This window comes from Achromobacter xylosoxidans A8, assembly GCF_000165835.1.
Lineage (GTDB): Bacteria > Pseudomonadota > Gammaproteobacteria > Burkholderiales > Burkholderiaceae_B > Achromobacter > Achromobacter xylosoxidans_B.
On sequence record NC_014640.1, the window covers coordinates 76983 to 91232 of the forward strand.

General features: G+C 60.6%; 12 protein-coding genes. 6 read left to right on the top strand and 6 right to left on the bottom strand.

Going from position 1 to position 14250, the window contains the following annotated elements; all coding sequences use genetic code 11:
* Positions 1-9: 9 nt before the first annotated feature.
* The 3 genes from AXYL_RS00370 to AXYL_RS00380 form a co-directional block, all read right to left on the bottom strand.
* Positions 10-138 (bottom strand): entericidin A/B family lipoprotein, encoded by a 129-nt coding sequence (locus AXYL_RS00370; RefSeq protein ID WP_013390837.1) that lies wholly within the window; start codon positions 136-138, stop codon positions 10-12.
* 56 nt (positions 139-194) lie between these two features.
* Complete coding sequence (locus tag AXYL_RS00375; RefSeq protein WP_013390838.1) at positions 195-380, bottom strand: CsbD family protein; 186 nt, start codon at positions 378-380, stop codon at positions 195-197.
* Between the two features lie 221 nt (positions 381-601).
* Complete coding sequence (locus tag AXYL_RS00380) at positions 602-2101, bottom strand: helix-turn-helix transcriptional regulator (protein ID WP_013390839.1); 1500 nt, start codon at positions 2099-2101, stop codon at positions 602-604.
* A 181-nt stretch (positions 2102-2282) separates the two neighbouring features.
* On the opposite strand from AXYL_RS00380, the gene AXYL_RS00385 reads away from it, so the two are divergent.
* Positions 2283-2534 (top strand): hypothetical protein, encoded by a 252-nt coding sequence (locus AXYL_RS00385; protein ID WP_013390840.1) that lies wholly within the window; start codon positions 2283-2285, stop codon positions 2532-2534.
* Positions 2535-2619: 85 nt separating this feature from the next.
* Here AXYL_RS00385 and AXYL_RS00390 read toward each other — a convergent pair whose 3' ends face one another.
* Complete coding sequence (locus AXYL_RS00390; RefSeq protein WP_013390841.1) at positions 2620-3585, bottom strand: Bug family tripartite tricarboxylate transporter substrate binding protein; 966 nt, start codon at positions 3583-3585, stop codon at positions 2620-2622.
* 212 nt (positions 3586-3797) lie between these two features.
* Here AXYL_RS00390 and AXYL_RS00395 point away from each other — a divergent pair, with 212 nt between their 5' ends.
* Together AXYL_RS00395 and AXYL_RS00400 are read left to right on the top strand one after the other, a co-directional pair.
* Positions 3798-4991, top strand: a complete 1194-nt coding sequence (locus AXYL_RS00395; RefSeq protein WP_013390842.1) for an acetylornithine transaminase — start codon at positions 3798-3800, stop codon at positions 4989-4991.
* A 276-nt stretch (positions 4992-5267) separates the two neighbouring features.
* Complete coding sequence (locus AXYL_RS00400; RefSeq protein ID WP_237709965.1) at positions 5268-5483, top strand: barstar family protein; 216 nt, start codon at positions 5268-5270, stop codon at positions 5481-5483.
* A gap of 36 nt (positions 5484-5519) precedes the next feature.
* On the opposite strand, the gene AXYL_RS35250 is transcribed toward AXYL_RS00400, so the two are convergent.
* Positions 5520-5657 carry a hypothetical protein gene (locus AXYL_RS35250; protein ID WP_237709966.1) on the bottom strand — a complete coding sequence of 46 codons (138 nt, stop codon included), beginning with the start codon at positions 5655-5657 and terminating at the stop codon, positions 5520-5522.
* 64 nt (positions 5658-5721) lie between these two features.
* A complete protein-coding gene (locus tag AXYL_RS00405) occupies positions 5722-6492 on the bottom strand; it encodes a Fic family protein (protein ID WP_237709967.1) in 771 nt (256 codons plus the stop codon).
* Between the two features lie 713 nt (positions 6493-7205).
* On the opposite strand from AXYL_RS00405, the gene AXYL_RS34235 reads away from it, so the two are divergent.
* The 3 genes from AXYL_RS34235 to AXYL_RS00420 all read left to right on the top strand — a co-directional run bounded on the left by AXYL_RS34235 (position 7206) and on the right by AXYL_RS00420 (position 14214).
* A complete protein-coding gene (locus tag AXYL_RS34235) occupies positions 7206-8084 on the top strand; it encodes a restriction endonuclease (RefSeq protein ID WP_013390846.1) in 879 nt (292 codons plus the stop codon).
* A gap of 126 nt (positions 8085-8210) precedes the next feature.
* Complete coding sequence (locus AXYL_RS00415; RefSeq protein WP_013390847.1) at positions 8211-13526, top strand: hypothetical protein; 5316 nt, start codon at positions 8211-8213, stop codon at positions 13524-13526.
* A gap of 355 nt (positions 13527-13881) precedes the next feature.
* On the top strand, positions 13882-14214 hold the full coding sequence (locus tag AXYL_RS00420) for a hypothetical protein (RefSeq protein ID WP_013390848.1): 333 nt from the start codon (positions 13882-13884) through the stop codon (positions 14212-14214).
* Positions 14215-14250: the final 36 nt, after the last annotated feature.

A 14250-nucleotide genomic window follows, 5' to 3' on the forward strand; every position in this document is an offset into this window, starting at 1 on the left:
GTACAGGACTTACTGGGCTTTCTGCTGGATCTTCTCCCCGCCACGTTCGATGTCCTTGCCGGCGCCTTCCATCGTGTTGCAACCGGCCGTGATGGCGGTGATTGCCAGCAGCAGCGCAAGCCAGATTCGATGCGTCATCTTTTTCTCCTTAGGGCGTACAGGGGCGTAGCGGGCCATGCCGAGGGGCTGCCGCGCTATTTCTTGTTCAGCAAGTCCCGTGCCTGATCCTTGGCCTCGCCCACGTTGCGCTGCACCTTGCCCACGGTTTTCTCCGCTTTTCCTTCGGCTTCGGTCTCGCGGTTGCCGGTCAGCTTGCCGGCCGTTTCCTTGATCGAGCCTTTGACTTCCTTGGCTGCGCCCTTGATGCGGTCGTTATCCATGTTGTCGCTCCTAATTCCAGGTTGCGTGAAACCGCGCCAGAGGGCCTTTGGGCCTGGGCTCCAGCGGCGGACGAACCCACTATAGGAAGCGCATGACGTGTGCGTAAGAAGCGCGCGCATCAGATCGGCTGGTATTTTTCTACTGACTTTTGCGGGGTTGCTTCCAGTCTCTATGCCTGAGGCTGCGGGGTCTGCATCCCGACCAGCGTTTGCGCCCGCGCCTATTTCTGCGCCTGCTTGCGCGCCGGCTTTTCATACCCCACGATGCCGCGCTGCCGCGCCCAGATGATGGCGGCGCTGCGCCGGTGCACGTCCAGCTTGCTGTACAACGCCGCCACGTGATTGCGCACCGTGTTGCGCGACAAATGCAGGCTGGCCGCGATCTCCGCATCCGTGTGGCCCTGGCACATCAGGCCCAGGATCTCGCGTTCGCGCGGCGTCAGGTCGGCCAATTCGCCCTGCTCCTGCGGCGCGCCCTGGGGGGCGCGGATCTGCGCCAGCTTCTCGATGACGGTGCGGCTGAACCACGAAGTGTCCTGCATGACCGTCTCGATCGCCTCCATCAGCTCGACTTCGCTGCGCTTGCGCTCGGTGATGTCCTGGATCGCCGCCAGCACGCAGGGCTGATCCTGGATCGACACCGGCGCGGCCGACACCAGGCAGTCCAGCAGCGCGCCCTCGCGCGTGCGCAGCGCCATCTCCTGGCTGCGCACGCTGGCGCCCTGCTCCAGCGAGGCCATGGCGCGGTCGTAGGCCTGCGGGTCGGTCCACAGCTGCGCCAGCGCATCCTCGTCGCGCGCCAGCGTCCTGGCGTCATAGCCCGTCGTGGCGACGAAGGCATCGTTGACCTCCAGCAGCTCGCCCGTCGTGCTGCTTAGTGTCATGGGTACCGGCGCCAGCCGGAATGCCGTGGCGAAGCGCTGCTCGCTATGGCGCAATGCCGATTCGGCCTTGCGGCGCGGCTCCAGGTCGTTGAAGGTGAACAGCATGCAGGGCTGTTCCGCGACCTCGATGGGCTGGCCCGCCACCACCACCAACTTGGTGCCGCCATCCCGCACCGTAATCGTGGTTTCCGTCTGCGGAATGGTGGTCCCTTCCGCCAGCCGGTGCAGCGCGTCCTCGCGTTGCGGCGTGTCGCCCAGCACGTCCAGTTGGCGCAGGGTCTTGCCCAGCACGTCCTCGCGTTTGTAGCCGGTCATCGCCAAAAATCCTTCATTGACCTTGACGTGGCGCAGGTCCGCCAGCGAGCAGATCACGGCCGGCGCGGGGTTGGCGTTGAAGGTTCTTTCGAAGCGCTCTTCCGCGTTGTAGCGCTCGGTCACGTCCAGCAGCACCAGCACCATGCCTTCGGCCGCGCCCTGCGCATCGCGCAGCTCCAGATTGCGCACCTGATGCATGCGGCTGAAGTCTGAATCGCGACGGCTCGTCACTTCCACCACCACGTCCTTGTAGGCCTCGCCCGCCAGCGCGCGATCCAGCGGATACTGCGCCGCGCGCAGCGCGCGATGGTTGCGATAGCGCAGCGTAAACGCCTTGCGATAGCCGGCGGCCGTGCCGCCCAACGCGGCCAAATCCGTCACGCCATGCATGGCCAGCGCCGTGTCGTTGGCCCAGACGATGCGGCGGTCCTGGTCCAGCAGGATGATGCCTTCGATCAGGCCATCGATGATTTCCAGCAGATGGCGGCGTTCCGTCGTGAACGCAGTGGCGGTCTTCTTCATCCTGACTCCTCGGTGCGCAAAACCGGGCCGCTGGCGCGCGGCCGCAAGATAGGAAGAAAGTACTAGATAAAGTCGTCCCGCGTGATCTGGGCGTGCGCGGACCAGGCTTCTATCGTGGTCCTGCACCGATACGCGTGCTGCTTCGCGTGAAACGCTTTGCGTGAATCTTCAGGAGATATCCATGAACACGAACCAGAAGCCCGGCGATCCCTCCAGCCAACCCGGCATCGACCCGTCCCAGCGTCCCGGCCAAGAACCCGGCGGCGCGCCGGAGAAGCAGGCTCCCGGCCAGGTGCCGGGCCAGCCCGGTCCCGATGACGTCGACCCGGGCCGAGTGCCGCCGGAAGTGCCTGGCAATCCGGGGCAGCCTGCAGAAAAGCCCCGGCAACCCGGCGAGCCCGGACGGCCGGGCCAGCCGGATGATCCGGCCTAAGCCGCGATAGCTTTATCAGCCCCTCATGCAAACCGCCCCGGCGATGCGGGGCGGTTTGCTGCGGGCATGACGTCTTGCGCGTCCGTCAGTCGACCTGCGCGCCCGACTGCTTCACCGCCTCGCCCCACTTCTTCACTTCGCCGGCAATGAAAGCACCCGTCGCATCAGGCGTCAGCGGCATCGGCTCCGCGCCGCGGTCGCGGAAGAACTTCTGCATGTCCGGGGAGTTCAGCACCTGGCCGATCTGCTTGCTCAGATAGCCCGTCACCTCGGCCGGCGTATCGCGCGGCGCCAGCACCGCCGCCCAGCCGATGGCCTCGAAACCCGGATACCCCGATTCCGCCACGGTCGGCACGTCCGGCAGCTGCGGCAGCCGCTTGGCCGTCGTTACCGCCAGCGCCACCGCCTTCTTGCTCTGCACATGCGGCAGGCCGGCAGTCACCGAATCCACCATCAACGGCACCTGATGCCCCAGGAAATCCGCCTGCGCGGGGCCGCTGCCCTTGTACGGGATGTGGCGGATGTCGATCTTCGCCGCCGCCTTGAACATCTCGGCCGACAAATGCTGCGTGCCGCCGATACCCGCGCTGGCATAGGCCAGCTCGCCCGGATTGGCGCGCGCCTGCGTCACCAGCTGCTTGAGCGACGTAATGCCCGAAGCCGGCGTCGCCAGGAACATCAGCGGCACCGAGAACACTCCCGACACCGGCGCAAAATCCTTGGTCAGGCTGTAATTGATGGTCTTGTACAGCGTCTGGTTCACCGCCGCGGCAGAGCCCGCGATCACCAGCGTGTAGCCGTCCGGCGTCGCGCGCGCCGCCTGCTCCATCCCGATATTGCTGCCCGCGCCCGCGCGGTTCTCCACCACGATGGGCTGCTTGACGGCCGCGCCCAGCTTTTCGGCCAGCGCGCGCGCAAAGATATCGGTCGCCTGCCCGGGCGGGAACGGCACGATCAGGCGGATGGGGCGCTCGGGATAATCGGCATGTGCGGTCGCCGCGGCCGTCGCCAGCGCCAGGCCGGCGGCAAGACTGGAAAGAATACGTTTCATGATTGGTCAGTAAAAAGCGACAAAGGGCTGCGCGCGGGGTCGCGCCTGTTGCATAAAATAGAGCGCCCGCGTTGTCTGCCCTTTTGAGGCGGCCCGGGGCGGATCGGCTGGGGGTGCGTCACAATAGCATCCCCCCGTCGGTGCTAAATTCGCCTATTGGCATCGTCCAATTACTTTCTCACCCCCTGTTCTCTCATTCCGCAGGAACCGCCATGGAATTCAGCCAGTTCAAGACCAACGCCCTCATGGAGATCACCTCCCGCCCGGACCTCGTGTTCGTGCGCGGCCAGGGATCCTGGCTGGAGGATCACGCGGGCAAGCGATACCTGGACTTCGTCCAGGGCTGGGCCGTCAACACCCTGGGCCACAGCGCCCCGGAAATGCAGAAAGCCCTGCTGGACCAGTCCAAGCTGCTGATGAACCCCTCGCCGGCGTTCTACAACCTGCCCTCCATCGAACTGGCCGAGCGCCTGACCGGCGCCTCGGTCTTCGACCGCGTCTTCTTCGCCAACAGCGGCGGCGAAGCCAACGAAGGCGCCATCAAGCTCGCCCGCAAATGGGGCCAGGTGCACAAGAAAGGCGCCTACAAGATCATCACCATGAACCACGGCTTCCACGGCCGCACGCTGGCCACCATGTCCGCGTCCGGCAAGCCGGGCTGGGACAAGATGTTCGCCCCGCAGGTCGAAGGCTTCCCCAAGGCCGAAATCAACGACCTGGAATCCGTGCGCAAGCTGATCGACGACCAAACCGTCGCCATCATGCTCGAACCCGTGCAAGGCGAAGCCGGCGTCGTCCCCGCCAGCAAGGAATTCATGCAAGGCCTGCGCAAGCTGGCCGACGAGCACAAGCTGCTGTTCATCGTTGATGAAGTGCAGACGGGCATGGGGCGTACGGGCACTATGTTCGCCTACCAGCAATCCGACGTTGTGCCGGACATCATGACGCTGGCCAAGGGTATTGGCGGCGGCGTGCCGCTGGCTGCGCTGCTGGCTCGTCAGGAAGTGTGCGTGTTCTCGCATGGTGACCAGGGTGGTACCTACAACGGCAACCCGCTGATGGCCGCCGTCGGCGTCGCCGTGTTCGACGCCCTGGCCGCGCCGGGCTTCATGGAATCCGTCAACGCCCGCGCCAAGCAACTGTCCGAAGGCCTGCTGGCTCTGTCGGCTAAGTGGGGCATGAAGGGTGAGCGCGGGATGGGTCTGCTGCGTGCGCTGGTGATGGATCGGGATGATGGTCCTGCCATCGTTGAAGCCGCGCGCAATCTGGCGCCTAATGGTTTGCTGCTGAATGCTCCGCGCGGAAACCTGCTGCGCTTCATGCCGGCGTTGAATGTGACGGCGGAAGAAATCGATACGATGTTGGCGCAGCTGGATGGGTTGATTGCTCAGGTGCGTAAGGCGTAATCCGAGTCTTGACGTAGTGAATTGCAGAGGCCGCATGAATATGCGGCCTCTGTGCTTTGTGGAGATCGCGTCAACCGTTGACGCGGTAGTACGCAGGGCAGGAAGTCCAGTGTTTGGCCATAGTACATATGAGAAATGCTTGAATTGCCCCGCTCATCTGCGGACGGCTGTTTCCTAAATATGGATTTGACAGGTGGTGTCATGACCGCGCGTGTACAGGAAGTATCGATAGTTCTACGTGAGGTAAATACCCCTAGGGAATTGCATGAATGCCTGATGAATGCTCTCAATTTCCCGGGGTGGTACGGCCATAACTGGGATGCCTTTTGGGACGCAATTACCGGTTTGGTGGATATGCCGCATCGATTGCGATTTATCGGCTGGTCAATTCTCGAAGATCGCCTGCCAACAGAGGCTCAGAAACTGAGAGAGTGCCTGGAGGAGATGCAAATGCGACTGCCGGAATTGGCCGCTTGCGTCAGCTATGAATAGGGGGCGGGATGGAGCACCATAGATCGAATCGAGTGCTTACTGTGGCCGTCCCGCGTCGATCCACTCCTGCACCAGCTCCATCGGCAAGCGATAGCACGCGCAGTTGTACAGATCCAGCACGAGCAGCTCTTCCACGAACATCGGCCGGAACACGTGCACATCGTCCTCCGACAAGGCTAGCGCCGCCACCGCTGATCGGCAGTTTGCCGCGCAAGCACCACTCGGCTGATCGCTTCGTTCAGCTTTTCTCGGAATCGCAGGCGAACGGAATCCGGCACGCCGCCGCATCGAGCGGAATGGCGTATTTGCGGATCGAGCGCCGATAGGACCAGGTGAAAAGATCCACCGCCAGCGCCACGTCGCCGCGTTCGTAGACGCCCATCATGGCGTAGGCATAGTCTTGTGCCTCCACATCCAGGAAGGACAGCGGCGCGGAGTTGTAGAGCATCAACGGAATATTGGCCGACAAGCGGCTGGTGCGTTTGTTGCCGTCCTCGAAGGGCTGCAGATAGGCAAGGTTCACCCAGAGAAAGAATGCCGCTTCCACGGGGTTCTTGATCAGTCGCGCCTTCTCCAGGATGTGATCGAAAATCTCCTGCAGTAGCGCGGGCGCCTGGATGGGCAGGTAGGTCGTGCCGCTGATATTGACCACGGTCTGGCGGATATGACCCAAGCCTTTGGTGTTGGGCAACAGGTGCTGCATCAGGATCGCGTGGAGGTTGCCGATGATTGCGGACGTCAGGCCGTGCATGGGCACCGCATCGATCATGAACTCGATGGCGGCCTTGTGGTTGAGCAGCATGATCGCGTCCAGATCAGTGGCTGCCGCGCCGCGTTTGAAGAGCTCTTGCGCGGCCAGCAGCGAGTACCGATTGCCTTCCAGCCGCGAAGACGACCAGGACAGGTCCAGCAACAGCGGTTCCAGCACGCGGCGCGCGTAAGTGCCGGCAGGCTGCTGCCCCTGCATGCGGCCTTCGTCGGCCAAGGCTTGGGCCAGGGCGGGAGGCAACAGGGAACTCTGATTTGGAACATAGTCCTCCACGAAGCTGCGCTGATAGCCCACCGGTGCGCGCGATGCTAGCGGTTGCCGGAGGTGGGCGAGCAGTGCCCGCCCGTGTTCGGACCAGATCATTCCGTTGGTATCGGGCGCCGGTTCCGCCAGCCGCGTGGCGATATTGGTCGCGGCATATGCCCAAGCGGACGCCTGGTCCGCGACTCGGTAGCGTGTGGCCCGGCCCCTTCCCTCGCATAACACCAAGCCTGCTTTGAGCAGGACATCCAGCTGGCGTTTCACGGTGGACCAACTGGTATCGATACTGCCGGCCAGCTCGCTGGAACTCAGCCACGGACGAGTTTCCCGCTGGCGGGTATGGAGTATTTGGAGTATGTCTTCGCGGACGCGCATGGCGTGCTCAAGGCAGGTCGAATCAGCTCAAATTAGCAGTAGTCAGCTCATTGAATAGGCCGGTTTTGGGCTTAAATGAGCTGAAATGGTCTGATTTTGAGCTGATTGGAGATTCAACCATCCGGGAGAAGGCGGCTGTACCAGCGTCTTCCGGCCGTGCGCGACCGCATGGGCTGCGCCCGGCACGACGTTCGTCTGACTGTCGCGATAGCGCGACGCGATTTAGCCGTGGCGGTTGGAAAAATATGGTGCCAGGCTGCAATTTCTCTGGGTAAATTGTAGTCTGACACCATATTTTCTCGAGGTGTCGAAAAGCTATGTGGCATCACCTGGCAACTACACAGGCCGCCGAAATTCTCTTTCCCCGGCCAGAATGCATATTCTGTAATGCGGATATGCTCTCCTGCCCGGTTGATAATTTGTGGGACTTGAACGAAGACGCGATTCGAAAAGAGCATGATCTGCAAGTTAGGCAGAACGCAATCTATGTGGATGGCTCTTTTTTATTGCATCGCCCCATTATGTCGGTACCTGAAGTCGTCGGGACGGCCTTTCATTGCTGCCCTGTTTGCGGATGGTGGTGCGTTATCCGGGAGCTTCAATATGAGACGCCTGCTAAGGGGTATTCTGCGTACCAGTGGGCTGCCGGAGCGCTCACTTCAGTGTTGCCATCGCCAATTCATAGCCCGGTTGAGGAGCTAAGGAACTATCTTTGTGCCAGATATAGCGACCGCTTTTCAATAGAGCCATACCAATTTGAAAAAATCGTGACGAGCATCTTGAAGTCTTACAGGCTCGATGTGCAAATAACGAGTCGCTCGAACGACGGTGGGTTGGACGTAATCGGAATCGACGGGTCGGGCGAAGCGTTTGGGGTTCAAGTGAAGCGTTATCGTGGCGTCATCGAAATTGAGCAGCTACGTTCTTTCGTTGGTGCGCTGGTTTTGCATGGTCTTCCGCAGGGAATGTTTGTGACGACGTCGGGCTTCACTGCCGGGGCAAAGTCAGTATGTCAAAAAGCGGAGTTGCAAGGGATTAAACTGAGTCTAATTGATTCGGAGAGGTTGCTCGAAATGTTAAAAATTGCACAAATAAAGGATTTTGACAAAGAGCAATTGCCGGATCTTGCCGATAGCTATTCTAAGAAAATCAAGGCTCTCAATTATGGATACTCTCATCACCTCGGGTCTTTGTAGAAATCGGTCCATAATTTGTAAATGTCAATAATGATGTCAGACTACAATTTTGCCGGCTATATGCTACGAAATTGTAGTCTGACACCATTATTTTCCTGATCAGTATTATTCAAACTTTTCCTAGCGATGACGACAGACCAAGGCGATGACGGTCAGAAGACCCCAGGCACCACGCAAGCAGCACCAAGCGGGACATCACCCGAGCTGACTGGCGGCCAAGGCTTCAGTTTCGAGGACGCTGTTTCTGCGGTATATGCAGTAGCGCTACTCTGCGAGACAACAGCGCCCGGCCTGCCGGGCCGTGTCGTCAGACATGTCTCCGTGCAGCAAGGTTCGTTCGGACAGCCGCTGGACGATCTCATCGTTCGGGCAGAAGGTGCCGACCAAGTCTCGATAACCTTTAGCGCCCAAGTCAAGCGCAAGCTGGTAGTCAGCGCGGCGAGCACGAACACTGACTTCCGAGAAACGATTGAACGCTCTTACGAAACACTCTCAGATCCGGATTTTCAGATTTCGTTAGACAGAGTGGGCGCCATCGTCGGCGAGATCTCAGACGCAGCCAAGAGAAGCTTCGAGACGCTTTGTGAGTGGGCGAGAGCAGAAAGCTCCTTGGAACAGTTTGTCCGAAAGCTACGGACAGATGGCGCCGCAGGAGAGAAACTCCCGCAGTTCGAAGCGGTTCGTGACATCCTGTCGTCCAAGGTCGCTCCAGACACGATTGATGCAACCACCCACAATCTGCTGAGCCACTTTGTCCTCATCAGGATGGACTTGTTGACCGAAGGCTCTCCGACCGAGGCGCAGGTAGTTGCAACCCTTGCCAACGCCGTGGCTCCAGTGGACCGCCTCCGCGCTGACGACCTGTGGCGCCGATTGCTCGCATTGGTGCGCGTTTCGCAAGGGCGCGCCGCGGGATATGACCGCAAGACCCTCGTTGCTCGCCTGAGCGGCACATTCCGGCTTGTCGAGGCGCCGAGTGCACAAGGAGCACTGCAAGCCATACAACAAGAGAGCCGACTTGCCGCAGCCGAAATCACGAACAGCATCTCTGGCTTAAGTGTGCCCCGCGACACCAGCGTTCAAGCGGTGGTCGAGGCTGCAAAATCGCCCGGCTTTGTGCAGATTGGCGGCATGCCCGGTGCGGGGAAGTCGGTCGTTCTTCGCTCGGCGGTCGAACAACTTGCCACCTCAGGAACTGTCCTCTTCCTAAAGTCAGACCGTCTGCGAGGAAGCACGTGGGCGCAGTACGCCACGGCCGCAGGCATGACGCACGGTAGCTTGGAGGAGCTCCTGGTGGAGCTTTCAGCGTCCAGCTGCAGCGTGTTGTTCGTCGACGGTATTGACCGTGTGGAGATCGAACACCGTGGCATCCTCCTAGACTTGCTGAACAGCATCTACTCCTCGCCGTTGCTGTCAGGATGGTGCGTCGTGGCCACCGTGCGCGATACGGGAATGGAACCGCTGCGCACGTGGCTGCCTGCGCGCCTGTTCTCAAGCGGAGTACGGACGCTGACCATAGACTCTTTTGATGACGAGGAAGCTGAGGCGCTCGCTCAAGTCAAGCCAGCACTTAGACCGCTGCTTTTCGGTAATGATTCTGTTCGCGCGGTCGTTCGTCGGCCCTTTTTTGCGGCCGTGCTCGCCAAGGAGGTTGACTCATCGAACGCGCAGGCCACCTCCGAGGTCGACCTTGCGGCATTGTGGTGGGAACGTGGCGGCTACGGTGCTGATCCCACGCGGGTGGGCTACCGACGAAACGCCCTGGTGCAGTTGGCCAAGACAGGCGCACATCAACTGGGCAGGCGCATCCCCATAGCAGATGTCGATGCCCAGACGCTCGCGGAACTTGAGGCAGACGGCATCGTTCGACCTGTCAGACGCGGACATACCGTGCAGTTCTCCCACGACATCTTTTTCGAATGGGCGTTCTTGCAGTACCTGGTCCGGGCGGATGAAACTTGGCCAGAGGTCATTCGCGAAATTGGGGAGCCGCCAGCGCTTGGGCGGGTCGTCGAACTACTCTCTCAGGCAGAGCTTGCCCACGGCGAGAACTGGGCCGACCACTTGGCCGCCTTGGAGGGAAATCAGAGACTTCGTTCCCAATGGCTACGCGCGTGGATGGCCGGTCCGTTTTCCTTGGAGACGTTCGCGCTGTACTCCTCAACCTTCGACCGAGCGATGCTCGACACTGCCCACTCGCGGGTCCGCAAGGTGGTCGTTTGGTACCAAGCTGAAAAGACGAAGCCGAATGCGGCCATTCTCGAGCGCTCAGATGATCCTGACCTCGACCTCGCCAAGCGCATGCTGTACGCGGACATGTGGGGGCACCCTTCGGACATCGCAGCTTGGGCGCGCTTCTGCGACTGGCTGCTGGACCACGCCTCGGACATCCCTATAAGGGTGATTCCAGACGTGGTTTCGGCGTTCGAGGTATGGCAGAACATGTTCTTGCACTATCGAAACCGGGTGTCCGAGCGCATCGCTCAGACCTGCCTAGCTTGGCTTTACCACATTCAGCATCTACAGCATCGGACGGACTTCTCGACGGATCGTGGTGTCTGGGGCGAGATCGAGGACGGGCGAGATGGCTTGGACGAGCTCGAGTCCGCGCTGCGCACGTTGGTACTGAACTCTTCGCTTACCCAGCGCTCTTTGGTCACTCAGTACCTCCGCGATTTGTGCCGCGTGGAACAAATGCCACATCAGGTCGTGCAGTCCGTTTTCTCGCACTCCCCGTTTCTCGCACGCACGTGCCCAGCGGAGTTGGCGGACTTCGCGCTTTCCGTTGTGCGCAAGCGCCTTCCAGTCGTTGTGCAGAAGGAGCTGAGAGAAGAGGACTTCCTAGTACCACACAGCTTCAGCCACATCGAGTGGGACCATCTCTCCATCGAAGACCAGTTCTCCTTCTTTCCTGCGGCGCCCACCAGAGAGCCATTCCACTCGCTGCTGCAGCAAGCACCCGATCAGGGTAGGCGGCTGGTTCGGGAAGTCGCCAACCATGCCCTTCGGTCGTGGCGACAGCTGCATCGGCTCTCCCGCGAAAAGGATGGAACACCTATCCCGCTCGTTATGCAGTTTCCGTGGGGCAGGCAAGTATTTTGGGGTGACAGCCGTCTTTACTTGGGCGCACGTGGGTGCTTCGGGTCCTCGACCGTCAACTCAGGCTGGATGGCTCTTGAGGCGTGGGCTTTTAATGAGCTTGAGAAAGGCACCCCAGCTGACGAAGTACTTGAGGCGGTTTTAGCCGGCCACCAGTCTGTGGGAGCACTTGCCGTTGCCGCAGCCATTGCCCTGCAGGAGCAGCACACCTCCGCAGTAACTCTGCCGATCGCGACGAATCAACGCCTCTGGCACTGGGACATTCGACGCCAAGTAGAAGACATGGGACAGATGGCGAACCTTATCGGGTTCCTCCAGCCGCAGGACAGACCTCACGGGCTGGCCGTCAAGGAAGGCAACGAACGGCCGGTGCGCCGTGCAGACATCCGCTCGCTCGGCACCCTCATGGTACTCAGGGGAGGAGAGCTAGGGACGCAAGCGGCTGCGGCCATCCAAGGCTTCTCAGGGGACCTGCCCTTCGACTACGCCGAGCAACGAAAAAACGCCGAGGTACGTTCGGACTTCGCAAGAACGGCAGAGATATGGGCAGAGCTTGGCAAACGAGAGAACTATCGCGCAGAGCTAAGCGCGGATGAATCCAAGGTGGTCATCTCCCACGAGAATCCCAAGGCCACTGGTGAGGACATCCAGATGATGCAAGCCCAGCACAGCGAGATGGGACGCTATCTCACTCTTCTGACCTGGGTCTACCCCTACTTTGATGAGGGCAAGCTGAAGGAGTCACTCACGCTCGAAGCTGCTGCAACAGCAGCCATCGAACTCGACTCCGAAGACCTCTTTGCGACCGGACATGAATTCACGGAGCTGGCACACCAACGGCAATCGGCCGTTGCTGGCGTAGCTGCAATCCTTCTGCTCGAGAAAGCGGAAGCGCACCTTGAATGGGCCACTGAAGTGTGCGCTCGTGCTGCGCAGACGCCAGAAGTGCCGCAACCGTTTTTCACCCGCAGTGTGAAGCTCATGCATCATCCGGTGCTCTACGCCGCCAAGGGGTTGGGGGCATTGTTCGCAGTTGCCGAAGACAACGAGGACGTCAGGCCGCTGCAGTCGTTCCTCACGCACCTGTGCGCCCATCCCTATGAGGAAATCGCAGTTGCTGCGTTCGGCGCCTTGCTGGGTGCCTGGTCTAGGTATCCAGACATCGCGTGGGCAGCGATGCGGCTGGCTACGGCGCTAGCGATCTTCGAAGTGCAATATGGTCCCGGAGACGCAGAGGCACGGCGCTACGCGCGAATCCAGGATGTCATCGCCGAGGAACTCCAACGTCTCCAAGATGGAGCGCCTGTTGCCGAGTTTCTGCCTACTTGGCCCGAACCCTGGGTGCCGATTATTGACGGCGAGGCGGTTCAAGCTCGCCGTCGACGTGGCCGCTCTGTCAATGCTGAGTGGCGGGTCAACCCAGTGCATGTCGACACCTCGCTACTGGAGAAGGTTCTGACGGTCATCCCGTTGGAAGCCACATTGGCTGACCAAGCGCACGCGGCATTGTTCCTGGATTGGAGCGAGGGCTTGACCAAGTGGACCATCAAGCGAATCGCGCCTGACTGGGCGAGAAGCCGACGGGACCTCTACGAAGCCCACGGCCCAGACTACTTCGGGTGGCGTCGCTATTTGTTCCGATTCCTGTCCCGGGTCACGCTGAAACTGGCTGTAGAGGAAGGCACGCGGCGGTTCCTGCAACCTGCCCTGGCCACCAATGACGAGACCTTCGCGAGCCTTGGCGAGTGTTTCTCAAGTCATCTGATCGCCCAGGTGGCGGACAGCTCAGAAATTCCTCAAACCGCCTTGGAGTTGCTCTCCGTCGTCACGCAGCGAGTTCTGGCCTATAGGGACTGGCGCCACGCCGCTCAAGGCGGGCACGCAGAGCAGGACTTCGTCGACATCGTCAAGCACCTGTTCTTCGCCGACCTCGGGTACGCAGGTGGGGCAGTTCGTTTTGCGAACCAAAACTGGGCCGAAGTTGGGGCTGTGATTCCAATTTTCGAGCCGATACTGCGCGTCCACGGCTCTGTCACCTTCGTTGCTCGCGCCTGGATGAGCCTTTGCGAGAGCAGCTTCGAGCACTACCCAGTTCAGCATTTCGTCGACAGCCTTGAGCATCTCTTTGCTGGAGATGGAACCCCTTCGGGGTGGCGAAACACGCAGTTGCCGGGGCGGCTGTCGGGGCTGATTCAGCGCTTCAGCGAGAGGCAGCAACCCATGCCCCTGGCGATGGCGCAGAAGCTCTTGAGAGCACTTGACAGGCTGGTGGACATGGGCGACAGGCGCGCTGCTGCTGTGCAACTTAGCGAGGTCTTCCGCTCCGTTAGAGTCACGAACTGAAGCCGACTCTGATCAATGAAACGGTGTCAGCGTGCAATTTCTGCAATTTCTCCAACCAAATTTCGCGAAATTTTAGTCTGACATCGGTTTACGGCACTACTCCCCGGTCGATACCAAACAGCTGTCCTGCGCCATACGGCTTTCAGCTTCGTGTTGAGCCCAGCTTGCAGGTCGAGCTTTAGCTACGATTGCTAATAGGCGACTGGGCATCTTGCGTTAAACGGCGATTTGGCGTGGCGGAATTGTCACCGCCGGCGCGAGATTTACTGGCTTTGTCCCATATACTCACTTCGCTACCGCCCAGCGGTGGCCCGGTTTGGAAGCCGGATAGTGTCTTTGGCGTTTGGAGGCTGTCATGCAATCCCACCCCCTAACCCAAAACCCCTGGTCCGTGGACACTGACCCCGAGTTCGGTTCCATTCCCCTCTCCCATCTCCACCACATAGACCGCGCCCGCCACGCCATCGAGGCCATCGCCCGCATGGTTGGCAACAGCGCATCTGAACCTGACGCAACCGGCGGGCAGCCGTTGGACGCCTGGGCGGTGGCTGCATTGATGGGCGGAGTGGAAGGCTTGTGCGATCACCTGGGCACCTTGACCGATGCCATGCTGGCGCAGGCGCGCTTTTGCGAGGTGGATGCAGATCTCGGCGACGTCACACACGGCGCGCCGTCGTCGATCCAGTAGCCAAACTCAGCAGACAGAGGCGCGGCGCTCACGCGC

Bases quoted from the DNA above. Each gene is read 5' to 3' on its own strand.
- AXYL_RS00370 (WP_013390837.1), bottom strand. From the start codon at position 138: ATGACGCATCGAATCTGGCTTGCGCTGCTGCTGGCAATCACCGCCATC.
- AXYL_RS00375 (WP_013390838.1), bottom strand. From the start codon at position 380: ATGGATAACGACCGCATCAAGGGCGCAGCCAAGGAAGTCAAAGGCTCG.
- AXYL_RS00380 (WP_013390839.1), bottom strand. From the start codon at position 2,101: ATGAAGAAGACCGCCACTGCGTTCACGACGGAACGCCGCCATCTGCTG.
- AXYL_RS00385 (WP_013390840.1), top strand. From the start codon at position 2,283: ATGAACACGAACCAGAAGCCCGGCGATCCCTCCAGCCAACCCGGCATC.
- AXYL_RS00390 (WP_013390841.1), bottom strand. From the start codon at position 3,585: ATGAAACGTATTCTTTCCAGTCTTGCCGCCGGCCTGGCGCTGGCGACG.
- AXYL_RS00395 (WP_013390842.1), top strand. From the start codon at position 3,798: ATGGAATTCAGCCAGTTCAAGACCAACGCCCTCATGGAGATCACCTCC.
- AXYL_RS00400 (WP_237709965.1), top strand. From the start codon at position 5,268: ATGAATGCTCTCAATTTCCCGGGGTGGTACGGCCATAACTGGGATGCC.
- AXYL_RS34235 (WP_013390846.1), top strand. From the start codon at position 7,206: ATGTGGCATCACCTGGCAACTACACAGGCCGCCGAAATTCTCTTTCCC.
- AXYL_RS00415 (WP_013390847.1), top strand. From the start codon at position 8,211: ATGACGACAGACCAAGGCGATGACGGTCAGAAGACCCCAGGCACCACG.
- AXYL_RS00420 (WP_013390848.1), top strand. From the start codon at position 13,882: ATGCAATCCCACCCCCTAACCCAAAACCCCTGGTCCGTGGACACTGAC.